Genomic DNA, 25,191 nt, shown 5'->3' with positions numbered 1-25,191 from the left:
TAATACGAAACAATTCAGCAAAACAATTATGTATTTCGATAATTACAGTAAAAAATTTAAGGTCATACAGCCAAATAGATACTTCAAATACCAGTTTGCGTTGATAATTGGCGCTGTCATGCCGAAGAATTACCGATTTAGATCATCATCGCGTTTTGATAAATTGGGCTCAAGATTGGAGGCTGCTAAACTTCAATCCCTCTCGTTGCAACCCGGCAAACCGCGCAGACGCTCCGCCTCGGCGATCAGGACCGCGACGGAGTGCTGACGCTCTTTCGGGTCGCGGACCGCAGTGAATGCGCTCAGGAGCGCTGCAACAGCCCTCTGCATCGCCTCGCTGTCGGACGATGAAAGTCCACCCTGACGGTAAAAGGAGACAACAGGCACGCCGAGTTCGGTGGCGATCCGCTGGATGATACGGGTGGTAGATATCTCGCGTTCCATCACATACCTCTGCCCTCGCCGCGCCGCGCTGGCCCTAATTCATGATAACGCCCGCAGCCCTGGGACCGACTTGCGTGGCGAGATGTCGGCCGATCTGCATGAGAGCGTTGGCGAACAACGTCCTCTCGCTATCGTCGCCGCAGGCGCTCGCAGCCTTATAGGCCGCGATGAGGTCGTCGATCATCTCTTCGAGATCGCTTTCGTCACGCTCGAGGGCAACCAACACCTGAAGCGGAGCATTGGCCGGTTCCGGTTCGATTTCGGGTACGCTCCGCTCAACCGGTCGGGAGCCAAGCAAAGCAAGGTGCTGCCGTACTTCCTTGAACGTCGCTTGAGTATTAAAGAATACTTCAGTAATTTCGCGCTGTGTCTCAATGACACGCTGCTGTATCGCGAGACTAGCTGCCCGTAACTCGCGAGCACGAGCCATACTTGCTTCAACCGATGCCTGAAGTTGAGTGAAAGAGGTCCTTGTTTCGATCATAGCGCAGTCCTCAGGCTCTAATATGCACCCGTGAGAAGGATTGTCAAACCTGCTCACCGGGATGGATCATCTTTGAAAAAAGATATCCAGTACATGCAAACTGTTGGAGGGACCAGGTATAGTCCGAACGAAGCGCGGGCTTATCACCGTGCTTGACCGTGAGAGGCCGAAGGATGTGGCCGGCGATACCTATGGGCCAGCCGAGACTGACTACAATCGGCTCTTCAGCACGCCCGTCGGCAAGGCCAGCTGATCCACGATTGGCGCTTGTTCAGCTCGCACGATGATTTAGATGTTTTATGACTTAGATTAGTTTGTGCAATTTTAGATCAATTTGATGATTTTTAACGGTGTGATAATCGATGTGCTTGAACTTCCATGAGGTTGAGCCGATCAAAGACTGATCTGGATCAATCCTGGGCGGTCCGGCGCGGGGTGGACCATTCAGCCTCTCCCGCGCCAACTGCGATCCATGCGCCTCGACTTGTCCATCAAAGCCGCGCTCAGTGGCGCCTTCGGCCTGCTCGCCCTGATTTGCGCCGGCCAAGGGGGGCTCTCGATCCTCAAGCTCGGTAGCGTTCAGCACGGCGTCACCGAGGTCGCGACCAATTGGCTGCCCTCCGTCGTCGCGGTGAACGAGATCCGCGCCGCCAGCTCAGAGGTCCGCATCAAGCAACTGCGCCTGCTCGCGCTGTCCGACACCGCCACCCATCTCACGGAGAACGAGGCGGCGCTGGCTACGACCCACGAGGCGCTCGCCGCCGCGCGCCGGGCCTACGAGCCGCTGATCTCGTCGCCCGAAGAGCGGGCGCTGTACGACGCCTTCGTCGGCGCCTGGGATGGTTTCGCCCGAGCCGATGCGGAGACCCGTCGTCTGATGGAAGCCGGCCGGAGGTCAGAGGCGGTCGCCCTGCTCAGCGGCCACGAAGCCGTGCGTCTCTACGATGAAGCCCGGGCCACGCTGCAGCGGAGCGTCACGCTGAACGAGGGCGGCGCACGGCGCGACGCGGATGCGGCGATGGCCGACACCGCCACCGCGATGACCACGGCTATCCTCGCCTCGGCGATGGCGTTGATCACCGCGCTCGTCGCCGCTGTCTTCGGCTTGCTGCGCGTGTCGCGGCCGATCGCACGGATGACGGGGGCGATGCGGATCCTGGCCGACGGGGATGCGGTGTCCGAAGTGCCGTTCCGTGGCCGTCGCGACGAGATCGGTGCCATGGCCTCGGCGGTGCAGGTGTTCAAGGATAACCTGATCCGCACTCGCCAACTGGAGGAGGAGACGGCGCAGGCGCGCTTGGCCGCCGAGGAGCAGCGCAAGACCGGCATGCGTCAGATGGCGGATGGGTTCGAAGCGGCGGTCGGCGGCGTCATCGGCATGGTCTCGTCCGCGGCGACCGAGTTGCAGGCGACGGCGCAGCAGATGACGTCCACGGCCGGTGAAACGGCCAGGCAATCCACCGCCGTGGCAGCTGCAGCCGAGGAGGCGGCGTCGAACGTCAACACCGTCGCCGCAGCCGCCGAGGAACTCGGCTCATCGGTGCAGGAAATCGGTCGGCAGGTCGACGGCTCGGCCGAGCTGGCACGGCTCGCCGTCGTCGAAGCCGATCAGACGGGGGCCCTCGTCAACGAGTTAAGCACGACGGTTTCTCGGATCGACGACGTGGTCGGGCTGATCGCCTCGATCGCCAGCCAGACCAACCTGCTCGCCCTCAACGCGACGATCGAGGCGGCCCGGGCCGGCGAGGCGGGTCGTGGTTTCGCCGTCGTGGCCGCCGAGGTGAAGGCCCTGGCCGAGCAGACCGCCCGGGCGACGGGCGAGATCTCGGGGCAGATCACGCGGATCCAGGCCTCGACCGGACAGGCGGTAGCCTCCATCGGCGGCATCACCGGGCGCATCCGCGAGATCAGCACGGTGGCGACAAGCATCGCCGCGGCGGTCGAGGAGCAGGGTGCGGCGACCCAGGAGATCGTGCGCAACGTCGCCCAGGCGTCGGCGGGCACGGGCGAGGTGACTGGCAACATCGCCGGCGTAGCCGAGGCGGCCGAGCAGACCGGTGCGGCGGCCGGTCAAGTGCTCGGGGCAGCCTCCGAACTGTCACGCCAGTCCGAGCACTTGACGGCCGAGGTCGCCCGCTTCCTCGCCACCGTGCGCGCAGCGTGAGGCCGGGATGATAGCGAACTCTTCGCCCGTTCATCGCCTCGACCTCGACGGCACGGATCGCCTCACCGCCGTCTTGATGAGGGCTTTCGCGATCGGCGAGGGCATCGATCCGCTTAATCCGCGGGGGACTCAGCTGCAAAGCCTTGGCCCCTCGCTCGAGCATCTGTTCCAGGATCTACGCCGGGAGATCGCCGCGCTCTCCATGACGGGCGAGGCTCCTCAGCCGGGACAGGGCTTGCTGTGTCAGACGCTGGAGCGCCTGTCTGCCCAGGTCGCCCACCTGATGCAGGTCTTGCGAGCCAGCGCGTCCTGACACGCAGCCGTCGAGGAACGCCATCCCCCTCCGTTTGGGGGGGGGGCATCACCATGGATGCCCAGTTCGCCGACGGTAGCCAAACGATGTTGCCGCACGTGTGGCAACCGATCCCTCCAAATGGTAAGTGATCTCAGAGGTCTCGTATGCCCTCTCCTCGGATACCGCCCCTTGAAGATGCCCGGCTGCGGGCTTTGGCCGAGCACGACATCGTCGAGGCCGATCCCGATCCCGCGCTCGTCCATATCGTCGAACTCGCCGCCCAGTTGCTCGACGCGCCCGTGGCCTTCGTCTCGTTCGTCGATCGCGACCGTCAGGTGTTCCACGCCAAGCTCGGGCTCGATCTCGACGAGACCGCGCGCGACCTCGCCTTCTGCTCGCGGACCATCCTGCAGGATGACGTGCTGGTCGTGCTCGACGCGGCCCACGATCCTCGGTTCTGCGACAACTGTCTCGTCACCGGCGCACCGTTCATCCGCTTCTACGCAGGCACGCCCCTGCGCACGGACGATGGCCACGCCATCGGCACGCTGTGTCTGGCCGGGCCGGAACCGCGTGAGGCCTTTACCGAGCATGACCGCGCCATTCTAACGAGCCTCGGTTGCCTCGTCCGCGATCGGTTGGAGTTGCGCCGCAGTGCGATCGCTCAACGTGCCACACAGAGTCGCTTCGAACACATCGCCGGGACCTCTCCCGACGGGATCGTCTGCGCCGACGCCTGCGGTCACATCACCTTCTGGAACGCGGCGGCTGAGCGCATCTTCGGTTACGCCGCCAATGAGGCGGTCGGGAAGTTCATCGATCTGATCGTGCCGGATCGGATGCGCGGCGGCCACGAGGGGAGTCTGCGCCGACTGACCCAAGGGGTACCCGGGTCGCTGGTCGGTCGCACGGTGGAACTGTTCGGCCGCCACAGGGACGGCGGGGAGTTCCCGATCGAGCTGTCTCTGTCGACGTGGCGCGAAGGCGAGACGGCGGCGTTCGGGGCGATCGTGCGGGATGTCAGCGACCGGCACGCGGTGGAGCGACGTCTGTTCCGCCTCGCCCATCACGACGCGCTGACGGGCTTACTCAATCGCGCTGCCCTGCATTGTCGACTCGACTCGCTGATGGCTGCTGTGCGACCGACGTCCGTCCTGATGCTCGATCTCGACGGGTTCAAGGACGTCAACGACGGCCACGGGCATGCCGTCGGCGATCGCGTGTTATGCTTGACGGCCCTGCGGATCCAGGCTCGGATCGGAACGGACGCCATAGCGGCGCGCTTGGGCGGCGACGAGTTTGCCGTCGTTCTCCCGGACGTAGGTGATCCCCTTGTCGCGGTCGCGACTGCCGAGGCGATCGTCTGCGCCATGGCAGAGCCGTTCCTGATCGGAGATCGCGCGCTGCGGCTCGGCGCCAGCGTCGGCATCGCCGTGGGCCCGGCGCACGGCGATGACACAGAGGCACTGCTGACCTGTGCGGACGCCGCGCTGTATCGCGCCAAGGCGGACGGGCGCGGCCGATACCGCCTGTTCACGCCGGATCTGCGCGACGTCGCCGAGCGTGAGCGTCTGTGCCGAGAGGGTCTGCGGCTCGCGGCGGAGCGCGGGGAGTTCGTGCTGCACTATCAACCGCAGGTGCGCCTCGCGGACGGCACGCTGACAGGCGCTGAAGCCCTGATCCGCTGGCAGCATCCCGAACGCGGCCTCCTGCCGCCGGCTGCATTCATAGACCTTCTTGACGACAGTCCGAGCGCTGCCGAGGTCGGCGACTGGGTTCTGGGAACCGCCTGTGCACAGGCTCAAGCATGGCGCGAGGCCGGTCTGTCCGAGTTCCGCATCAGTGTGAACCTGTTTGCCGCACAGTTCCGGTCCGGCGACTTGGTGGAGCGTGTCGCCGCCGCGCTCGCTGCGAGTGAACTGCCGCCTGACGCGCTTGAGCTGGAGATCACTGAGACGGTCATCTTGGATCCTGATCCGGCGGTGGATACTGCCCTTGCCGACCTACGTAGTATGGGCGTCGGCATCGCGTTTGACGATTACGGCACGGGCTACGCGTCGCTCAGCCTGCTCAAGCGCTTCCCTCTGACCCGGCTAAAGATCGACCGGAGCTTCGTCACCGCCCTGTGTGACGACCATCGGGATGCGGCGATCGTGCGAGCGGTCATCGCGCTGGGCCAGAGCTTTGGCCTGTCGGTGATCGCCGAGGGGATCGAGACCGAAGAGCAGTGCCTCCGACTGCAACGGAAAGGATGCGGTGAGGGTCAGGGCTACCTATTCGGTCGGCCTATGCCTGTCGTGGAGTTTGCCGACCGCTACGGATTGCGAGCACGATCACGAACGCTACGTGCGCGTCGTCCTACGAGCGGTGCAGCATAGGTAAGGGAGGATTGGTCGATAGCGCCTGCAGCACCCCCGCCGGTATCACAGGGTAGCCCTTTTCCAGCTCGATCCGTTGAGCTGATGCCACGTATCTACCTCAGCATCTAAAAGATGCTGATCAAGGGCGATCCCTACCGACTATTCGTTCCAATAGGGCGTGCTCTAGCGGAATGACCGAAAGCGCGAAGCGCAGCCGTTCCGTCAGGTTGTAATCGACTTTTGGAACGCGGAAAGGGGAACGTCTAAGACCTGTCTGGAACTCGGTAGGACGGCCGCGTAGCGGATGACGAGAGGGCCTCTGCCGGGTTCGGAAGACATAGCTTGCCGTGCTATTGAGTCGTTCCGTAGGCGCACGTTACGCCAATTGCCGGTCGGGATGCCGATCGGACCTCAGCTCTTCATCCAGAAGCGGAACTCCCGCATGCGACCCAATTAAGACGCTGGGACCGCTGATTGCGCTTCTCCAAAGCGGTCGCTTGTCAGCCGTCGCGCAACTTCGGCTGGGGGTGAAGAGCGGACCCTGACCCATCGCCCTGAAGCAGGCGTTCCGTAACCGTCCCGTGGAAGACCGCGGGCTCGGGTGTGCGATAAGTTATTTCAAGGCGCATCCTTCCCAACCGTTTCAAGGATCACGCGCGCCGTTTCGACAGGCTGATCCCAATGCGGGAAGTGGCCGCAGCGCTCGAACCAGTGCAGCTGGGCCGACGGGAAGGCTACCCGGGCGCGTGCAGCCTGGCGTGGCAAAAGCAGGTGGTCTTGGCGGCCCCAGCCTATGGTGACCCGGCCAGGGGTCACTGCCGAGCCCTGCTGCAACGACCCGCGTGCCAGCTCACGCAGCATTGCATCGAACACCGGTGTGGCTGCCAGGCTTTGCAACTCCTCCGCAACAAGCTGCGGTGGCAATACCCACGGACGGGCCGACAGCTGGGCTAGCAGCAGTGTGCGGGTGACGGCGTGGCGCGACAGGCCGGGATGGAAGGGGCGTAACAACCGCACCAGGCGGATCGATGCCGCGAGCGTCCAGTGAAACCAGCGTGTCTCCCACCCGCGCCAGAAACCGCCGGGATCAAGCGCCACGCAGTGCCGACCGATACCCCGCCGCGCCAGCTCCAGCACAAGCCGGCCCCCCACCGAACTGCCGACAAGGTCCGCTGTCGTCAGGCCTTGCGACTGCACGAAGCCGGCGAGGGCGTCCGCATAGGCCTCCATCGTCTGCCGGCCCGCGAGCGAGGTCGATCTGCCATGTCCCGGCAGGTCGACCAAGATGAGCTCGCGCGAGCCGCGCAAGGCGGTCAAGAGCGGATCCCAGGTGCGCAGATTGGCCCCCAGCCCATGAACCATCAAAAGCGGCCGGCCAGTGCCGAGGCGTTCAAAATGAAGGGACATGGTAGCATCGTCCTCAATGGTCGCGCTGCAGTCCGAACATTGCTTTGTCGCAGATTTGGTCAGGCCGGGAGTGCCAGTCAGCTCCGCGGGCCACTGCTATCGGACGCTCCGAACCCGAGTGAGCTTCAGCAGAATTCAGTGAACCCGGAAGCTATCGGAACATGAACCCATGGCTGGGCTGGCGCCTGTCGAGCCAGCCTCCGCCTGACGATCATCTTTCACCCAGCATCGTCCAGCTCCCGCCGCTCCTCGCTTCGTACCGAGACCGTTGCGCCCTAACGCACTCTACGGAAGGCTGATCGCCTCACGCGGCTCCGCGATGGCATGACCGTTCCGCTCGGCGCGGAAGCGTTTGCCCATTTCGTAGGCTTGTTTGCGCGAGCGCATGATGCCGCCGAGGGGCCGGTGCGCGGCGAGCCCGTGCCATGGGCTGAACGACAAGCCGTCGTCGACCGCGCTCGACCGAGCTTCGCTCCAAGCCGTCTGCGGCTTCACCCGGATCTGCGCCACGGTCTGGTACAGGCTCTTACTCTCGGGCCAGATCGTGGCGGCGTTCTCGACCGGCATATCGTCAAGGCCGGTGCAGAGCTGCGCCCTGACCTCCCAGAGCCCGCCATTCGCCCGGAAGAACTCGATGACGGCCTCTCGGATGGCATTCGAGCCTCCGTTTTCCGCCAGGGGCTTGTCGGTCAAGGCCGTCAGTTTGGGCGCAACCGGCACTACGGACAGCTTGGCGACGTAATCACCGAAGCGCACAGGCACCTGACTGTAGAAGGTTTCGCCGAGGATGTGGGTTTCGGGCTGGCCGCCCATCGTTGCGACGGTGGCGTTTGGCCCGCCGGTGGTCGCGACGATAATCTCCTGAACGCCCCGCATAGCGCCCGAGACGACCTTCTTGAAGCCCTGTGCCTTGTCGGTCGATGCTGCGAGCAGCTTAAGGGTCGCGAGGAATGCCTTCGGCGTCGGCGCGCCGAAGGCGGGTCCGTTGACCAGCACGAGGTCCTGGGTGACGTCCCCCTCGGAACCCTCCAGCCGCTCGCCCTCGACGCCGATGATCTTCACGGCAAGGCCACGGGGGGTCGAGACGCTGTCGTCGAGGAGGTCGCCTGGGAGGGTCGAGAGGCGCATCACCACGGGATAGGTCGCCACCTTTGAAAACAAGCCTTGGGCCAGTATGGGCGGAAGCCCCGAGGCGACCTCAAGCTCACCCTCGAGAAACCCGTGGCTCTTGGCGTGGACGCTGCGGATCGCGTGGCCTCCGTCCGCCAAGGTCTTCTCGCTGACCGAGCGCATCGTCTCCATCAGGCCCTGCGCCGTCTCCGCCTCGTCGTCGGCGACGGTTTCGACGTCGGGGCTGTATCGAAGGTAGAAGGCGCTCGCATCGACCATGATCGTTCCTCGGGGCGGAAGCGATGGCACGACCGGGGAGCGGTCAACTTCCATCCTCGCCTACTGAACAGGGCCAAGGCCACCCGACTTCGACGGTTCCGAAGGCTCGGTCCGGTTGAACGCTCGCGCACGTGATCCGAACGATGAAGCACCGAGGCGGGGCAAATCGGCGTCGTGACGGGATCAGGTCGGCTTGGTGTCCGGAGGCACACCCTCGATGCGCTCCGGCTCGCCTTCATCCATTCCACCGACCAAACGGAACTGGCTCGGCGCGGTCCCGAACTCGACCTCGAACGCCTTGCTAAACGCGCTCCGGCTCGCGTAGCCAACGGTTGCGGCGATGACCTTCACCGGCAGGTCGGTGCCGCTGAGGAGACGGGAGGCGATCCGGAGGCGGACCCGCTGGACGAACTCCATCGGACCTTGCCCGAAAGCCGCGGCGAAGCCTTCCGCGAAGCTGGTCCGGCCCATGCCCGCGAGGGCCGCCAAGCTGTCGACGGAGTAACGCGCACCCGGCTGTTCGAGGACAGCCAGGACTGCGCGGGCGAGCTTCGGGTTCTGTAGGGCCAGCAGGATCGGGGAGGTGAAGTCGCTCGCGGCCAGCTGCTGGCGCAGGAGGATGATAAGGCACTGCTTCATCAACACCTCCGTCATCGCTTGTGTCGCGAGATTAGGGCTTAGGACCTCGGCGAGCATGAGCTCGAAAGCGTACTGCATCGCGGCATTCGAGGAGAAGGTCTCTACCAGAGGGGTCTGGAACAGCTCGAATAGACCCATCGCACCGGTGTGGGTGTCGGCGATCTGACCGCACACGAACAGCGCATCGGGGCTCCCGTCACCGGCCGTGAAGGAGATCAGGCCGTCACCGTGGAGGACGCAGTGATCCTCGGCGCGGACCTCACCGACGCAATCGTCGGCGGCGCCGAGGCTGTGCGAGTTGCGAGCCGGCACGACGATGATGGTATGCGGCGCGAAGGATCGCCACGGGCCTTGCCCGACCCTAAGGCTTCCGGTTCCGCGCAGCACGTAGTGGACAGTGATCGCCTCGAACGGGCTAAAACCCAGGCGCCATCCGCGCTGTATGGTGCAAACGGAGAACGAGCGCAGCCGCACCGCGAGCGTGACGAGAAGGCGATCGAGAAGGTCGGCTCCCATGGTGGTGGATTATGCGTCACCACTGGCGAAAGCCCCAATGATTTCGAGCAGACGGGGGCGGCGAAGCTGATACGCTGCTTTCGACCCAACCCAGCCGCCGGGTATGCCATTTGTGGTTCTCCGAAGCGGTCGTTCGTCGGCCGCCACGCGAGTTCGGCTTGAGGTGGGAAGCGGACCCTGACCGTTCCCCCTGAAGCTGACGCGCCGCTTTCGACCCTACCGCGGTTCGCGAGTTTTCTGCCACACCCAGAATGCGGTCGTCCGTTCATGCGGCAACGGCGACGTACGCTCATCATCGTTTGACTATCACGCCGATTTGCTGCCGCTGTGATAACCAGTCGGATTGTCACAACTAATGTCACCGGGCATGAGTGCCTTATGTCCGTACGCAAATCTGTCTCGATCTCCCTCAGCCCGGAACTCCACGCTGTGGTAGAGCGCATGCTGGCCTCCGGCCGCTACGGCAATTTCAGCGAGGTCGTACGGGCTGCGCTACGGCTCCTCGATGAACGCGAGCAACAGTTTGCAGAGCACGGCACCCAGCCGGCCAACCCTGTCCAAGGGGTCGTGAACGCGTGAGTGCCGACGCCAGCCTTTCTTCGCGCGGCATGGCCACTGCGGCAATCCAAGCCTTCGACTGGTCTACGACGCCGCTCGGCCCACGCGAGGAGTGGCCGGTGGCGCTGAACACCATCTATGAAACGATGATGGCCTCTCCGTTCGCGATGTGCGCGGGTTGGGGACCGGATCTGACGCTGCTCTACAACGAAGCCTACGTCGATTTCCTCGCGGCCCGTCATCCGTCCGCCCTCGGCCAGCCGATCAGTCAGGTGTGGCACGACGTCTGGGACGACATCCACCCGCTGATCGCGCGGGCGATGGCCGGCGAGCCGGTCCACCGCACCGACATGCGTCTGGTCATGACCCGCAAGGGCCATCCCGAGGACACCTACTGGACGTTTGCCTATAGCCCCCTCCGCGATGGCCCCGAGGTCGTCGGCTTCCTCGACATCGCCTTCGAGACGACGGCGGGCGTGCTGGCCGGACAGCGCCGCGACGCGGCCGAGGTCAGCTTGCGTGACTTCAATACCGCCCTGGAAGAGCAGGTGGCCGCGCGTACGCGCGAGCGCGACAGCATATGGCGGATCTCTCCCGACCTGCTCGTGGTGATCAACGGCGAGGGCTATTTCGAGGCCTTCAACCCGGCATGGACCACCGTGCTCGGTTGGAACGACGACGAGCTGCACGGCACCCCGTTCGCCGACTTCGTGCATCCCGACGACCAAGCCGCCACGCAAGTGGTCTGGCTCGATGCGATCGAACGGGGGATACCCGCCGTGCGCTTCGAGAACCGCTATCGGCACAAGGACGGCACCTGGCGCTGGCTGTCCTGGGTCGGCGTGCCCGATAGCGGTAAGGTCTACGGCAGCGCCCGCGACATCACGCAGGACCGTGCGCAGACGGCGATCCTCAATGAGCGCACCGAGGCGTTGCGGCTGTTCCGCGACATCGTACAGTCTGACAGATCACCGATCCTGGCATTCGACCACAGCCACCGCGTCATCGCGTTCAATCAGGCCCACGAGGAGGACTTCCGGCGGGTCATGGGCCTTCAGCAGCGGGTCGGCGATGTGTTGCCGGACCTGTTCCCGCCGGAGCAGGCTGCGGGCCTTCGGAGCCTGATGGACCGGGCGCTGGCCGGTGAACGGTTCCTGATCGTTCAGGCGTTCGGCGATCCCGGCCGGGAGGTGCCAACCTGGGAGATCACTTACACCCCATTGCGCAACGCGGCCGGACAGGTCACCGGGGCCTTCCATCACGCGCGGGATGTCTCCGAGCGGGCGCGAGCACAGAGCGAGCTTGCGGTCACCCAGGAGGCGTTGCGCCAGTCCCAGAAGCTTGAAGCGGTTGGCCAGCTCACCGGCGGCGTCGCCCACGACTTCAACAATCTGCTCACTGTAATCAAGTCGTCCACCGACCTGCTCAAACGGCCCAACCTCACGGAGGAGCGCCGGACCCGCTACATCGGCGCCATCTCCGACACGGTGGACCGGGCCGCCAAGCTGACCGGGCAGTTGCTCGCGTTCGCCCGACGCCAGGCGCTCAAACCGGAGACGTTTGACGCCAGTATGAGCGTGCGAGCGCTGGCAGACATGATGGGCACGCTGACCGGCTCGCGCATCCAGATCACCGCGCACCTGCCTGCCGAACCCTGCTGGGTGAACGCCGACCCGAGCCAGTTCGATACGGCCCTCGTCAACATGGCGGTCAACGCCCGCGATGCGATGGACGGGGAAGGGCGGATCACGATCACGGTCGCAGCGGTCGAACAGATCCCGCCGATCCGTACCCATCCCGAGCAGGATGCGCCTTACGTGGCGGTGTCCCTAGCGGACAACGGCTCGGGGATTGCTCCGGAGCAGCTGGAACGCATCTTCGAGCCGTTCTTCACGACCAAGGAGACCGGCAAGGGCACCGGACTTGGCCTCAGCCAGGTATTCGGCTTCGCTAAACAGTCCGGCGGCGACATCACCGTGGACAGCATGCTGGGCGAGGGGACCATGTTCACCCTCTATTTGCCCCGCGTTGCTGCGCCTATGCAGGCGGTGGTGCACGAGGAACCTGATGCCCTGGTGGACGGGCACGGCACCCGTGTGCTGGTGGTCGAGGACAACACCGAGGTCGGCACCTTCGCGGTGCAAACCCTGAGCGACCTCGGCTATGTGACGGTCCTCGCCGTAGATGGCCCGGCGGCGCTGGCCGAACTGGCCAAGGGTGCCAACAAGTTCGACGTGGTGTTCTCGGATGTGCTGATGCCGGGGATGAGTGGCGTCGAGTTGGGCCAGGAGATCCGCCGGCTCTACCATGACCTGCCGGTGGTGCTGACCTCGGGCTACAGCCACATCCTGGCACAGAACGGCACCTACGGGTTCGAGTTGCTGCACAAGCCCTACTCGATTGAACAGCTCTCGCAGATCCTGCGCAAGGCCGCCACCTCGCAACGTCGCAAAAGGACCAAGAGGAATTAAGTTTCTCCGGCAACGCCGGTTTATCGATGACGATACGAACAAAATTAGTCAGACATCCAACAAATCCAACCGGAGAACATCCTAGAGACTATCCGCGTTAGCCTGCTGGTACTCGACACCGACTAGTACACGACGCCGGCAACTAGGCGTTCTACCGGATCCTTTTGTTTGCACTGGTCATTGACGTCTGCCCCATCAGCCTGGAAGCGGACGTTCCAAGGGTCGGCAAGGGGGTCGTGAACGGGCGCGGCGACTATGTCCGCTCTCACGGAATGTCGCCTGGAAGCAGACCAGCTGCAATCCACCCAGTTCGGTCGTAGACATCTCCCCTGTCTGCAGCCTGCAAGCGGACGTTCCTAGGCAACGCCCAGTTCCATAGCCTCCCCTCATGCGAATGGCCGATCGCTGCCAGTAGCGTCCGCTTACAGAACGTTGTCAGAGCCATCTGAATGACCGGGATGGGCGCGAAGCCGAAAGACCGCTTTTGCGGTTATCGACGATCCAGCGTGGCGGGGTCTGGCCGGAAGCGGCGGGTCCGCTCTCGGCATCAAACGTCTCAGATGCAGACATTCGCGGCAGGAGGTGCGGTGCCAGGAACGAGAGCGGAGACGCCTCGACGGGCTCATGCAACGGTGAGCCTGACCTGACCGGCATTTTGAACCAAGCCAAGTGAGATTTGAACCAAGCCAAGTATGAAGTGACGCTCGTCGACGCCTGGACAATCACGTCGGCCGAAAGAGCTGGCCTTCACGCGGCGGCGCCCAGGTCGCTTTCGCGTCCGGCGTTGACCTGACCCGAGACCGCGGCATAGACGTCGCGGGCACGCACACATCCTACGAGCTCCCGGTTGTCCTCTTCATCGACAACCGCAAAGGTCGCGCGGTCGTCGTTGCGGAGGAGGCTGAGCATGGCGGCCAGCGTGGTGCCGACGGTGACAACCGGACTCGTCCCATCGATCAGATCCGCCGCGACGATCGGCAGAGGCTTGTTGCCCTCAGCGACTTCAACAAGGGCGGGCTCGATCAGCCCCAGGAACGTGCCATCCAGGGCATAGACCGCCGTTCCTTTTCCTCCTGCCGCCGACACGGCCTGCATCACGGCAAGCAGATCGGCATCGCTCGTCACCGAGCGCTTGGGCGGCCGGACCAACCCTTCGATCGTGATCGCCGAGAGTTGGGACACGTCCGCGCCACCGTCGAGCGCGAGGCCGCGCTGCTGGAAGCGCCAGGTCGCGAAGGAGTAGCCGAACAGCCGGTTTGTCAGGAACGATGCGGTGACTGCGCCGACCGCTACGATCACCCCGACATCGGGCTCACCGCTCAAGCCGTTGACGAGGAAGATCATCGCCAGCGGACTCCCGACGATGCTCGCTCCGACGGCCGCCATGCCGATCGCGGTGCACAGGCCGGGTTGCGCCACGGCATGGCCGGGGAGGAGCGGTGCAGCGGCGGCTGCCACGGCGGCAATCACCTGCCCGAGCAGCGCACCGATGAACAGAGACGCGCTGAACAGGCCGCCACGGAAGCCGCTCCCGAGGCTTATGGCCGAGGCCAGCAGTTTCGCGACCAGCAGGACCAGAGCAGTGATGCCGACGATGCGCCCGTTCAGCGTCTCCAAGATGCCGACATGTCCGCTGCCGAGGACAAGGGGGAAGACCGCGGCGAAGGCGGAGAGGGCAAGGGCTCCTGCAAGGAGACGCAGCACCATTCGGCGGAACAACCGCTTCAGCAACCGCTCGACAGAGGACACCAGCAGCATCGTCAGGATGCCGGTTCCGGCGGCGGCGCAACCGATGAGAATCGCAAGCGGGTAATCCGGCCAATTGACCCCCTCGATGGCCGCGAGCCGGAACGGTTCGGCTCCGCCCCCGACAGCGCGCGCCAGGAGGGACCCTGTAATCGCCGCGAGCCCCACGGGGCCGAGCATGCGGGTTGCGTACGAACCGAGGACGAGTTCGAAGGCGTAGAGCATCCCCGCGAGCGGGGCATCGTAGGCCGTGGAGATCGCGGCGGCGGCGCCGGCCCCGACGAGGAGGCGAAGGTCGGACCGGGGGAGCGATCGGTATTGACCAAGCAGGCTTGCGAAGACCGCACCGAGTTGCGTGACGGCCGCCTCGATCCCGACCGAGGCGCCGAACCCGACCGAACCGAGGATTGGTGCGACCACCGAGACGCCGTCCCGCGCATGCATGAGGCCGCCGCGCAAGGCATTGGCCTCCACCGCGTCGATCGGCGATCCTGGCGAATGCCGCCGCCCCGGGCTCTCCAGCCAATGCGTCAGCGCGGCGACGATCATCGCGCCGAGGCAGAGCGCGAAGACCGTCCGGGGGAACGACGCCGCGCTCGCGAACAAAGGTCCTTCGTCGGCGGCGTAGGACAGGGTCGCGATCTGCACGTCAGCGACGGCGTGCTTGATGAGCACCACCGCAAGGCCGGTCACAAGCCCGACAACGAGGGACAATCCCGTAATCCTAAACGAGCCGGACGGGCGCCGCGGGACTGCGATCAGCCGGCGCGGAACGAAGCGACGCCTGCGCCTCGATTCCGCAGGGAGATCGTCATCGTGGTGCGAAGTGTCCATCGATCAGGGAGCTTTTACTTCAGACGCTGCGTGCATGCACTGACGCACGGAATCTTCCAACGTCATGGGAGATTCGATCTGATTGCGGGGCGAATACCGAAGCGATGAGCTTCGCCTCCGGCGGAGACTGATGTGCCGTTTCAAGACGAACCTCCCGACGATCTCACGCTTGCCCTCTCGCCCTCGATCGGCCATACGTCATATAACGTTATATAAAAGGCTCAAGCCTTTTGATGGGAGGAGGCGGGATGCACCGCGACGGGGATGCCCGTGTCGGCATCAAGGCCACGACGTATGTGCTGGCCCTCGTGTGCAGCATCTACTTCATTGTCTACACCGACCGCGTGAACATCGCGACGGCGGCCGGAGCTATCAAAGCGCATCTGGGCTTGAGTAATACTGAACTCGGCGTCGTTTTCTCGGCCTACGCCTATCCTTATGCGGTGATGCAGCTGCTCGGCGGGTGGCTGACGGACGTGCTGGGGCCACGGCTGACGCTGGGGATCTTCGGTGCGATCTTTTCCGTGGCGACGCTGCTGACGGGGTTCGCCGGCAGCATCGGTACGCTGATTGGCCTGCGGGCCCTGCTTGGACTTGGAGAGGGGCCCGCGCTCGCTTCCGCGACCCGTGCCCTCGCCGCGTGGACGCCACCCGCGCAGTGGAGCTTTGCGCAGGGACTCGCCCATGCCTTGTCCCGGGTCGCCAACGCCACGACGCCCCCGATCGTCGCCGTGCTGATCACCGCCGTCTCTTGGCAATTCTCCTTCGTGGCACTCGGCGTCGTTTCGGTCGCCTGGGTGGCCACCTGGCTCTGGTACTTCCGCGACGACCCGGCCACGCACTCTGGCGTCACGCCGGCGGAGCTCGCGAGGCTTCCGAAGATCGCGCGCGAAGGGCGGCCCCGCGTGCCGGTGATCGCCCTCTTCCGACGCATGCTCCCGGTGATCGCGACCGATTTTTGCTACGGCTGGTCGCTCTTCGTCTTCCTCAACTGGTTGCCGTCCTTTTTCGCCGGCAAGTTCGGCCTCAACCTGAATTCCTCAGCAGCCTTCACGTCCGGCATCTTCGTCGCCGGCATCGTGGCCGACATCCTCGGCGGGGTGCTCAGCGACCGCATCTACGTGCGCACGGGTTGTCTTCTGAAGGCGAGGCGCAACCTGATCGCCGGCGGCATGGCCGCGTCGATGCTGTTCTTCGTGTCCGTCCTGTTCCTCAACAGCCTGATTCTCGTCGCGCTGGCGTTGCTGCTGGCCTTCTTCTGCATGGAGCTCGTCATCGCGCCGCTCTGGGCTGTCCCGATGGACATCGCGCCCCGCTTTTCGGGGACGGCCAGCGGCTTCATGAACTTCGGCGCGGCGACCGCCGGGATTGTTTCGCCCTGGGTGTTTGGCCACTTGGTCGATCTGACCGGAAGCTGGACCCTCCCCTTCGCCTGCTCGGCGGCTCTGATGGCCTGCGGCGCGGTGACCGCCTTCTGGATGCGCCCGGACAAGCCGTTCGAACCAGCGGTCGAGGCAACTGACCTTTCCCCCGCGTCGACGTGAGGAGTTCCGAATGAGATTGACGCCAGACGAGCAGGCGATGCTCGACGGCCAACGGGGCGAAACCCTTCGCTGGGCCGTGGAACACCAGCTCCAGGTCGGCACGTTCTTCGATGCACCCGATACGGTGCCGGTGAGCCAAGCCCACATCATGGCCGACCCCGAATCGCTCGGCGAGGCCGGCGTCGCCTTCCTCGAAGGTCTGGCCGGGAGGAGCGAGCGCGTCCGCATTCCGACCATCACCGACCCGCGCGGCGTCGACTTCGCCACGGCTGATCGTCTGGGTCAGACCGCGACCATGAAGGATCTCGAGCGGCGCGCCATCGCGGCGATGCGGGCGCTCGACATCCTCATGACTGATACCTGCATCAACTATCAGACGATCATGCCGCCTGTCCGGGGCGAGCACATCGCCATGGGGGATACCGGCGTCACCATCTACTGCAACAGCGTGTTCGGAGCCCGCACGAACTTCGAAGGTGGTCCTTCCGCATTGGCGGCGGCGCTCACGGGGCGCACGCCTCGCTACGGTTATCACCTCGACAGCGGCCGGCGTGGGACGTTGCGGATCGTCCTGGAAACCCAGCCGCAGAACTTGGCGGAATGGGGTGCCCTCGGAGGCTTGGTGGGGCGCCAGACGAAGAGCTACTGGGGCGTGCCGGTGATCGAGGGCGTTGAGGCCGTGCCGGGCTCCGACGCCTTGAAGCATTTCGGGGCGGCCGCGGCGAGTTTCGGCTCCGTCGCCATGTTTCATATGCCCGGCGTGACTGCAGAGTGCCGCGAGGTCCGCGACGTCTTCGACGGGCCGCTTCCGGAACCCCATCGGATCACGGCCGAGACCCTGGCCGGCCTGTTCGAAAGCTACGGTGCCCCGGGCGAGAAGGTCGATGTAGTCGTCTTCTCGGCGCCGCAGCTGTCGCTGTTCGAAATGCGCGACGTCGCGGCCCTGCTCAAGGGGCGCCGCGTCCACGAGGCGACGGCGCTCCTCGTGGCGACCTCGCCGGAGAACAAGGCGGCGGCGGACCGGATGGGGCTGACCGCGACGCTCGAAGCGTCGGGCGCCACGGTGATGAACGGCGTCTGCTTCTATCAGAGCTATGCCCGTGAACTCGGTGAGGCCAACGGCTGGAAGCGCCTGATGTCGAACTCCGCCAAGCTGATCAACATCATCGGCGGTTACGGATACCTGCCGACCCTCGGCACGACCGAGGCCTGCATCGAATCTGCCATCGCCGGGAGGATCGTCGGATGAGCCGCACCCTTGTGTGTCACCCGGGCATCGGGCCAAGCGTGCGGGGCCTGGCCCTCGTCGCCGCCGACGATTTCAGCGCCCGCTACGACCTCGACCGGATCAAGGGGGTGTTCTCGCGGCCCGCGCACAAGCTGGTTGGCCAGGCCTATACGGGTCGCATCCTCGTCCTGAATACCGCCAAGGGTGGCGTGGCGACGGCGTGGATGCTGCACGAGATGGCCCATCGCGGCATCGTGCCCGCCGCCCTGCTGTTCAACCGGGTCAACCCGATCCTCGCGCAGGGGGCCGCCTTCGGGCAGGTCACCCTCATGGACCGTTTCGCCGACGGTGACGTCACACAGCTGATCCGGGATGGTGAGGAACTCCTCCTGGAGCCGACCAAGGGGATCGTAACCATCCTGGATGCCACCGATTGAGGGGGCGCCAGGGCGCTGACCGCTTCCCAGCCTAACCCTCCGGCGCGGGACGTGGCGGGCGTCATCGGGATTGCTTGATGCCTGTCGCGATCGGCATCGGTCTGTCGAGGTCGATCCCGAACTCATACTGATCGGGCCGAACCCAGAAGTGTGTATGCTCGCAGACCCGTTCCGCTGCGTTGAACGAGGCGCGCTCCAGGCACAGCAGCGCCTCGTTCCGGCCAACGCCCAGGAGGCTCGCCAGTGACCGCTCCGGCCGTCGGACCTTGATCGTCAGCTTGGCACGCCCCACCGGCCGGTCGAGATAGTGGGACAGGATCATGTAGCAGGGCGTGCCTGCGACCTGCTCGCGTGTGATCCCGTCGGCATCGGGGATCCAGGTTTCGCACAAACCGAGCGGCTTGCCCGCCCGCTCGTAGAGCCGACGGAAGTGGAGCACGGGATCGTGTTCGATTCCGAGGCTCGCGGCGACCGCGGGTGGGGGGGCTGCCTGCTCGCACACAACCAGCTGCGTCTCGAAGGCGATGCCCTGTGCCTCGAGGTTAGGAATGATCCCCGCAAGGTCCGATAGCTCCTGGCGAACGACCGCGCCCGCGACGAAGGTGCCCTTGCCCTGCGCGCGGATCACGAGTTGCTCCGAGAGCAGTCTTTCGATGGCTGCGCGCACGGTGATCCGGCTGACTCCGAAACTCGCGCCCATCTCGATTTCCGTCGGCATGCGAGCGCCGGGGCGCAGCACGCCGGCCTGGATCTGCTGGCGCAGGTGATCCGACAATTGCCGCCATAACGGCACGGATGAAGTCCGCAGCAATCTGCCGGCGCCGCTCTCCGTCATCCACTTCCACCCGCCGCCATTGCCGATCCAGTCTCGCGTTCTAACGGTCCGGCTGCACTTGTGAACCAGGCGCGGCAGAGCGAAGTGAGCGCGACATGCCGAATGCCGCGCAGCGATACCCTGAAGCGGTCGACCGCTACAGGTGGCGGCCGGGTGCGATGAGGGCACGGTCGAATGACGACTGCCGACAGAGCAATACGTGTCGGTTGTGGAGGTGGCTGTTGAACGGACGCCGGTTCAGCGAGGGACGACCGTGTCCCGGGCAGGGGTAAGAGATGCTGACCAGCGCCGCTTTCGTGATCGTGAGCGGAGCCTTCGCGGGCGGCTTCGTGTCAGGCCTCGCGGGCTTCGGCACCGGCCTCACGGCCCTCGGGCTTTGGCTCACCGTGCTCACGCCGGCGCCAGCCTCCACGCTCGTCCTGATCTGCTCGATCGCGTCCCAGCTTCAGACCATCTCGACGGTCTGGCACGCGATCAACATCAGGCGTGTTGGGCCGATGCTCGTCACCGGCCTTCTGGGCGTGCCGGCCGGCGTGAGCGCCCTGGCCTACTGCGATCCGCACGCCTTCCGTCTGGGGATGGGCGTCCTGCTTCTGGTCTACTCCGTCTTCATGCAACTCGGGCGCTTCCAACCCCGCATGGCATGGGGAGGCTGGGTCGCCGATGCCGCAGTCGGATTGGCCGGAGGTGTACTCGGCGGGCTTGCGGGCCTGTCCGGCGCCTTACCCACCGTCTGGGCAACGTTGCGCGGCTGGACCAAGGACGAACGCCGCGGCGTGTTCCAAGCCTACAACCTCACGGTGCTCAGCGGCGCGTTCGTATGGCACGAGGCCTCCGGCCTGCTGACGGCCGAGGTGGTGAGGCTGTCGGTGTTGGCACTGCCCGGCACCGTGATCGGGGCGTGGATCGGGGCTTGGCTCTATCGACGACTCAACGACCAGCGGTTCAATACCCTCGTGCTTGCCCTCCTCGGCGTTTCGGGCCTCACCCTCATCTGGGAGGGGCTGTAACTCAAGATCTTTCGGTTAATTTAGGTACAAGATCGGCAGATAAGAATGAACTAGATTTTTATCAGGCGCTCGAAAGCGATCGTGGCAGGATTGGCCAACCGTCCTGGAACAGAGAGACGCCAGAGGGTCCGCTCAACCCGCATCTGACGGATCGGAACAGCGACTAAAGTACCTAACGCAACTTGATCCCGAATGGTGGCGACAGACGTGATGGCCACTCCGACGCCACTTGCGACGAGTTGTTTGATCGCTTCGGTGCTTCCGACGTCAAGTCGGCGGATGGGGTTCACCCCGTTCGCCTTCAGGGCCTCAGCGACCACCTCGCGCGAGCCCGATCCCGGCTCTCTGAATATGAAGGTCTCACCGTCAAGCCGGACGGGATCGATCGGCACATCATCGTGCACGAAAGCGTGTCCTGCGGAGGTGATCAACACCATCTCATCGGCGATCCATGCCTCGCTGACGATGCACGGTACATCGACGGGTCCCTCGACTAACGCGACATCAATTTTATGCTCAATCAATAACCCGGCAATAGACCGCGTATTTTCGCTCGTGATACTAAGCTCTATGCCGGGATACGCGCGATTGAAGGCGCCGAGATATGTTGGAAGCATGTATGTTGCAATCGTCGTACTGGCGCCGATGCGGAGAGCCCCGCTTCCTAGTCCGCGCAACGCCCGCAATTCGTCTTCTGCGGCTCGTTCCATCGCGAACAGCGTCTTGGCATGCCTGAACAGCGCGTCACCCTCGCGGGTGAGCCGGACGCCGCGCGGACCCCGGTCGAGCAGCCGACATCCCACCTGAAGCTCGAAGTCGCGGACACCCCTCGAGATGGCGGGTTGACTGACGTTCAGCTCATCGGCCGCCCGCGAAAAACTACCTGTTTGAGCGACTGCGGAGAAAAAGCGGAGCAGGTGTAGATTGAGAGCCATAACACGACGCTATACCCCTAAAAGAGAATTATATTTGCGCCGATCCGCCAAAACGGGGAAGGTTCTCGCTGTAAAAGACGTGACAAAAAGAAAAATAATGCACCGCCGTCAACCATCCGGGCGGGTGGGGTGAGAGAGCGTGCAGATCGAACGAGTTCGGTGGTCGTTGCAAGCCTCGGCTTCGAGCGTCCATGGAGCCGCGTTTCAGGGAGTGACCGCCATGCATCTTGCCACTGACTCACCCATCGGATTGGGGATCGGACTGACCACCTCCGACCGGGCCGCCGCAGCGGTCACCTCCGACATCGCCGGTCGTCTCGAACGGCTGCCGATGTCGGGCTACCAGCGCAAGATCTTCGGGATCATCGCCTCAGCCTGGCTCGTCGACCAAGTCGACGTCGCGCTTCTCACCTTCCTCCTCGGTTCGATCGTCGTCGCCTTCGGGCTGACACCGACCGAGGCCGGCCAGCTCGCCGCCATGACCTTCGCGGGGCAACTCGTCGGCAACGTCATCGCCGGAACCGCCTCCGATCGCTTCGGGCGCAAGACGGTGTTCCAAGTAACGATGCTGGTCTGGGGCTTCGCCAGCCTCGCCGCGGCGGCGGCCTGGAGCCTCACGGCCTTGATGGTCTGCCGGTTTCTGATCGGTGTCGGCGTCGGCGGCGAGGCGCCAGTGGCCCAGGCGATGGTCTCGGAGATCGTGCCCGCCAATGTGCGTGGCAAGTACATCGCCTTCATGGAAGGCTTCTGGGCGATCGGCTACGTGCTGTCGGGGGCGATCAGCTTCTTCGTGCTGCCCTATCTCGGGTGGCGCTGGGCTTTCGCCATCGTGGGTCTGCTCTCGATGGTCGTGCTCTTGGTTCGTCGCTCGATGCCGGAGTCGCCGCGCTGGCTCGCCGACAACGGACGCCATGCCGAAGCGGATGCGGTGATGTCCATGATGGAGCGCGAGGTCGAGCGCTCGACGGGTCGCCCCCTCCCGCCGGTCGCTCCGTCCGTGGTTGCCGTCGCTTCCGCGCCTGTGCCGCACCAGAACCCGATCGCGACGCTGTTCTCGCCCGAGTACCGGCTGCGGACAATCATGGCCTTCGGGATGTGGTTCTTCGCGCTGATCGGCTTCTTTGGTCTGAATTCTTGGATCGCGGTGCTGCTCAAGGAACGCGGCTTCTCGATCGTCGGCTCGGTGGGCTTCGTGACCCTGATCACGATCGGGGGAATCCCCGGCTTCTTCACCGCAGCGCTGATGCTTGAGAGGGTCGGTCGCAAGGCCACGACGGCGGCGTTCCTGATCTGCGCGGCGGTGGCAGCGTACGTCTACGGAAACGCCGTCGACCAGACCTGGCTGTTCGTCACCGGCTTCGTGATGCAATTCTTCATGTTCGGCATGTGGAGCTGTCTCTATGCCTACACGCCGGAGCTGTATCCGACCCGTGCACGGGCGACCGGTGCGGGCTTCGCCTCGGCGTTCGGGCGGATCGGCGCCATCCTTGGGCCGATGATCGTGCCGGTGCTGGTGCGTGATTACGGTCCGGCCACCGCCTTTCAGGTCGGCGCGGGTGGTTTCCTGATCGCCGCCATCTTGGTCCTCACCCTCGGCGTCGAGACCCGCGGTAAAGTGCTCGAAGCCGTCTCCCACTGACGCCCGATCCATCCCGCGCGCTCGAATGCAGCGCGGACCCCGCCTCCCTGTCATGGAGTCACGCACAATGCCCGTCGTCGACATGCGTAGCCGCCCGACCTTCCTGCATGCCTTCTTCGGCGCCGATCCGCAGGCGCCGTCCTATGGGGTGGTGCGCTGGTTGAACAAGCGGGTCGGCACCCATGACCATGAGATCGACCACTTCACCCGCGGCATGAGCGTCGAGGGTTTCAAGGCAGAGATGGACGACGCCGGGATCGACGTAGCGATCATGGTCGCCCGCTCGGTGCCGGGGGTGCGGGTTTCCAATGATGCGCTGGCCGAGGTCGCCCGGCACGATCCGAGGCGTTTGATCGGCATCGCCTCGGTCGATCCGATCGAGCTCGGCCGCGACGCAAGTTTGGCCGAGGCCCGGCGCGCGGTGACGGAGCTCGGCTTCAAAGCGATCAACCTCGATGCCGGATTCTACGCAGAAGGCATGCGCGCCGACGACGAACGTCTTATGCCCCTCTACGAGCTGTGCCAGGAGCTCAAGGTCCCGGCCTTCGTGATGTCGGGCCCGACCACGCCGGATCTGCGACTCAACGATCCGCTCGCCGTCGACCGCGTCGCCAGGACATTCCCAAAGCTGCCGCTGGTCTGCTGCCACGGATTCTATCCGAACGTCGCCGACATGGTCACCGTCGCGTTCCGAAATGAGAACGTCTACGTCTCGCCGGATATGTACACGTTTGCGGCGGGCGGGAAGCTCTACATCGAGGCGGCCAATGGCCCGATGAAGGACCAGTTCCTGTTCGGCTCGTCCTTTCCGTTCCGGCCGATGCGCCAGGGCGTGGAGGATTTCCGCATGCTCGGCCTGTCGGAGGCGGCACTCGACGCTGCGCTTTGGCGCAACGCCGATCGGCTCCTCGGGCTCGGGCTCGACGGATAAGGCGGAATCGATGGTCCTGGCCTGATTCGACGTCATCGTCCTGGGCAGCACGGCCGCACTCCGAGATGGAGGAGTGGAACGGAGGCTCGACCGGCGGTTCCTGCCATGACGTCAACAAGAACGTGGAAAGCGAAAACAATGCTGAGACGGGATGTTCTGTTCGGTGCAGGCGCCATGGCCGTCGCCGGTCGCTCCGCCATGGCCGGTGAAGTCACGCTCCCCTTCGGCAATGGCGAGCGGCCGCTGGTGGCTTATCCAGGCAAGCGCCCCATGCTGCAGATGACCGCCCGCCCACCGCAGCTCGAGACGCCGTTCGCGGTGTTCGACGCGGGGGCGATCACTCCCAACGACGCGTTCTTCGTTCGATACCACCTCGCTGACATCCCGACCCAGATCGACCCGCAGGCGTTCCGCGTCGAAATCAAGGGCCATGTCGACACGCCGCTCTCGCTGTCCCTCGACGCGCTGAAGCGGATCGGCGGGAGAGAGATCGTGGCGGTCAACCAGTGCTCCGGCAACTCCCGCGGCTTCTTCGAGCCACGCATGGCCGGCGGCCAACTCGCCAATGGCGCCATGGGCTGCGCTCGCTTCACCGGCGTGCCGTTGAAGGCAGTCCTTGAGCAGGCCGGGGTGAAGGCGGGGGCGGTTCAGGTCTCCTTCGAGGGACTCGATGGGCCGGTCTTGCCCGAGACGCCGGACTTCGCCAAGGCGCTCATGCTCGACCACGCTCGCGATGGCGAGGTCATGCTCGCCTGGGCCATGAATGGGCAGGACATGCCCTGGCTCAACGGCTTTCCGCTGCGCCTCGTGGTGCCGGGCTTCTACGGCACCTACTGGGTCAAGCACCTCAACGCCATCACGGTCCTCGACAAGCCCTTCGAGGGCTTCTGGATGAAGACGGCCTATCGCATCCCGGACAACGGATGCGCCTGCACCGAGCCCGGCAAGGCGCCGGACAAGACCGTGCCGATCGGCCGGCTCAACGTCCGCTCCTTCATCACCAACCTGACCGACGGCGCGCAGGTGACGGCCAGCTCGGTGAGCTTGCGCGGCATCGCCTTCGATGGCGGTTCGGGCATCAAGGCCGTTGATGTCTCGGCAGACGACGGCCGAAGCTGGAGCACGGCCGCCCTCGGTCAGGACCTTGGCCGCTACGCGTTCCGGGCCTGGACGGCGGAGATCGCCCTGCCACCGGGGTCGCACGCCCTGCGCGTCCGGGCGACGGGCAACGACGGTGCCACCCAGCCGATGGAGCCCCGCTGGAACCCGGCGGGGTACATGCGCAACGTCATCGAGACCACCCGCGTGCGGGCGACCTGAGGACC

Annotated in this window: 21 protein-coding genes; 12 read left to right on the top strand and 9 right to left on the bottom strand. The window is 64.8% G+C overall.

Features of this window, described 5'->3' with window-relative positions; translation table 11 throughout:
• Window positions 1–192: 192 nt before the first annotated feature.
• From AAHF99_RS16060 to AAHF99_RS16050, 3 genes are all read right to left on the bottom strand, one after another.
• Window positions 193–444 carry a hypothetical protein gene (locus tag AAHF99_RS16060; protein WP_342165464.1) on the bottom strand — a complete coding sequence of 84 codons (252 nt, stop codon included), beginning with the start codon at window positions 442–444 and terminating at the stop codon, window positions 193–195.
• A 34-nt stretch (window positions 445–478) separates the two neighbouring features.
• Window positions 479–928: a hypothetical protein gene (locus AAHF99_RS16055; protein ID WP_342165463.1), complete on the bottom strand. Its 450-nt coding sequence runs from the start codon at window positions 926–928 to the stop codon at window positions 479–481.
• Window positions 929–1,232: 304 nt separating this feature from the next.
• Window positions 1,233–1,514 carry a hypothetical protein gene (locus AAHF99_RS16050; protein ID WP_342165567.1) on the bottom strand — a complete coding sequence of 94 codons (282 nt, stop codon included), beginning with the start codon at window positions 1,512–1,514 and terminating at the stop codon, window positions 1,233–1,235.
• On the opposite strand from AAHF99_RS16050, the gene AAHF99_RS16045 reads away from it, so the two are divergent.
• From AAHF99_RS16045 to AAHF99_RS16035, 3 genes are all read left to right on the top strand, one after another.
• On the top strand, window positions 1,401–3,092 hold the full coding sequence (locus AAHF99_RS16045) for a methyl-accepting chemotaxis protein (protein ID WP_342165462.1): 1,692 nt from the start codon (window positions 1,401–1,403) through the stop codon (window positions 3,090–3,092). The two genes, AAHF99_RS16050 and AAHF99_RS16045, sit on opposite strands and share 114 nt — an antisense overlap.
• 7 nt (window positions 3,093–3,099) lie before the next feature.
• Entirely contained in the window at window positions 3,100–3,405 is a 306-nt protein-coding gene (locus tag AAHF99_RS16040; RefSeq protein ID WP_342165461.1) for a hypothetical protein, read from the top strand.
• Window positions 3,406–3,599: 194 nt separating this feature from the next.
• Window positions 3,600–5,765: a putative bifunctional diguanylate cyclase/phosphodiesterase gene (locus AAHF99_RS16035; RefSeq protein ID WP_342165460.1), complete on the top strand. Its 2,166-nt coding sequence runs from the start codon at window positions 3,600–3,602 to the stop codon at window positions 5,763–5,765.
• Window positions 5,766–6,365: 600 nt separating this feature from the next.
• Here AAHF99_RS16035 and AAHF99_RS16030 read toward each other — a convergent pair.
• From AAHF99_RS16030 to AAHF99_RS16020, 3 genes are all read right to left on the bottom strand, one after another.
• Window positions 6,366–7,154 (bottom strand): alpha/beta fold hydrolase, encoded by a 789-nt coding sequence (locus AAHF99_RS16030; RefSeq protein ID WP_342165459.1) that lies wholly within the window; start codon window positions 7,152–7,154, stop codon window positions 6,366–6,368.
• A gap of 285 nt (window positions 7,155–7,439) precedes the next feature.
• A complete protein-coding gene (locus AAHF99_RS16025; RefSeq protein ID WP_342165457.1) occupies window positions 7,440–8,543 on the bottom strand; it encodes a catalase family protein in 1,104 nt (367 codons plus the stop codon).
• A 183-nt stretch (window positions 8,544–8,726) separates the two neighbouring features.
• On the bottom strand, window positions 8,727–9,698 hold the full coding sequence (locus tag AAHF99_RS16020; RefSeq protein WP_342165456.1) for an AraC family transcriptional regulator: 972 nt from the start codon (window positions 9,696–9,698) through the stop codon (window positions 8,727–8,729).
• A gap of 378 nt (window positions 9,699–10,076) precedes the next feature.
• On the opposite strand from AAHF99_RS16020, the gene AAHF99_RS16015 reads away from it, so the two are divergent.
• Window positions 10,077–10,277 (top strand): type II toxin-antitoxin system ParD family antitoxin, encoded by a 201-nt coding sequence (locus AAHF99_RS16015; protein WP_234742485.1) that lies wholly within the window; start codon window positions 10,077–10,079, stop codon window positions 10,275–10,277.
• On the top strand, window positions 10,274–12,727 hold the full coding sequence (locus AAHF99_RS16010; protein ID WP_342165453.1) for a hybrid sensor histidine kinase/response regulator: 2,454 nt from the start codon (window positions 10,274–10,276) through the stop codon (window positions 12,725–12,727). Before AAHF99_RS16015 ends, AAHF99_RS16010 begins: the two co-directional genes overlap by 4 nt.
• Window positions 12,728–13,474: 747 nt before the next feature.
• On the opposite strand, the gene AAHF99_RS16005 is transcribed toward AAHF99_RS16010, so the two are convergent.
• A complete protein-coding gene (locus AAHF99_RS16005) occupies window positions 13,475–15,187 on the bottom strand; it encodes a chloride channel protein (RefSeq protein WP_342165451.1) in 1,713 nt (570 codons plus the stop codon).
• A 368-nt stretch (window positions 15,188–15,555) separates the two neighbouring features.
• On the opposite strand from AAHF99_RS16005, the gene AAHF99_RS16000 reads away from it, so the two are divergent.
• From AAHF99_RS16000 to AAHF99_RS15990, 3 genes are read left to right on the top strand one after another with little or no spacing between them, the layout of a single operon-like run.
• Entirely contained in the window at window positions 15,556–16,851 is a 1,296-nt protein-coding gene (locus AAHF99_RS16000) for an MFS transporter (RefSeq protein WP_342165449.1), read from the top strand.
• A gap of 10 nt (window positions 16,852–16,861) precedes the next feature.
• Entirely contained in the window at window positions 16,862–18,100 is a 1,239-nt protein-coding gene (locus AAHF99_RS15995; RefSeq protein ID WP_342165447.1) for an aconitase X catalytic domain-containing protein, read from the top strand.
• On the top strand, window positions 18,097–18,516 hold the full coding sequence (locus tag AAHF99_RS15990) for an aconitase X swivel domain-containing protein (protein WP_342165445.1): 420 nt from the start codon (window positions 18,097–18,099) through the stop codon (window positions 18,514–18,516). The genes AAHF99_RS15995 and AAHF99_RS15990 overlap by 4 nt, the downstream gene beginning before the upstream one ends.
• Window positions 18,517–18,577: 61 nt before the next feature.
• On the opposite strand, the gene AAHF99_RS15985 is transcribed toward AAHF99_RS15990, so the two are convergent.
• Window positions 18,578–19,351 carry a GntR family transcriptional regulator gene (locus AAHF99_RS15985; protein WP_342165443.1) on the bottom strand — a complete coding sequence of 258 codons (774 nt, stop codon included), beginning with the start codon at window positions 19,349–19,351 and terminating at the stop codon, window positions 18,578–18,580.
• Between the two features lie 275 nt (window positions 19,352–19,626).
• On the opposite strand from AAHF99_RS15985, the gene AAHF99_RS15980 reads away from it, so the two are divergent.
• The gene (locus AAHF99_RS15980; RefSeq protein ID WP_342165441.1) at window positions 19,627–20,361 is read left to right on the top strand and encodes a sulfite exporter TauE/SafE family protein; all 735 of its coding nucleotides are present in this window, start codon (window positions 19,627–19,629) and stop codon (window positions 20,359–20,361) included.
• Between the two features lie 50 nt (window positions 20,362–20,411).
• Here AAHF99_RS15980 and AAHF99_RS15975 read toward each other — a convergent pair whose 3' ends face one another.
• Window positions 20,412–21,296 (bottom strand): LysR substrate-binding domain-containing protein, encoded by an 885-nt coding sequence (locus tag AAHF99_RS15975; RefSeq protein ID WP_342165440.1) that lies wholly within the window; start codon window positions 21,294–21,296, stop codon window positions 20,412–20,414.
• 220 nt (window positions 21,297–21,516) lie between these two features.
• On the opposite strand from AAHF99_RS15975, the gene AAHF99_RS15970 reads away from it, so the two are divergent.
• The 3 genes from AAHF99_RS15970 to sorA all read left to right on the top strand — a co-directional run bounded on the left by AAHF99_RS15970 (window position 21,517) and on the right by sorA (window position 25,186).
• Window positions 21,517–22,935, top strand: coding sequence for an MFS transporter (locus AAHF99_RS15970; RefSeq protein WP_342165439.1), 1,419 nt, complete (start codon window positions 21,517–21,519; stop codon window positions 22,933–22,935).
• A 67-nt stretch (window positions 22,936–23,002) separates the two neighbouring features.
• Window positions 23,003–23,866 (top strand): amidohydrolase family protein, encoded by an 864-nt coding sequence (locus AAHF99_RS15965; protein WP_342165437.1) that lies wholly within the window; start codon window positions 23,003–23,005, stop codon window positions 23,864–23,866.
• A 138-nt stretch (window positions 23,867–24,004) separates the two neighbouring features.
• Window positions 24,005–25,186: a SorA family sulfite dehydrogenase catalytic subunit gene (gene sorA / locus AAHF99_RS15960; protein ID WP_412759899.1), complete on the top strand. Its 1,182-nt coding sequence runs from the start codon at window positions 24,005–24,007 to the stop codon at window positions 25,184–25,186.
• Window positions 25,187–25,191 lie beyond the last annotated feature (5 nt).

It is taken from the genome of Methylobacterium litchii, assembly GCF_038442315.1.
GTDB classification, from domain to species: domain Bacteria; phylum Pseudomonadota; class Alphaproteobacteria; order Rhizobiales; family Beijerinckiaceae; genus Methylobacterium; species Methylobacterium litchii.
Note: the sequence above shows the minus strand (reverse complement) of the source record. Positions and strands in the feature narration are given on the sequence as shown.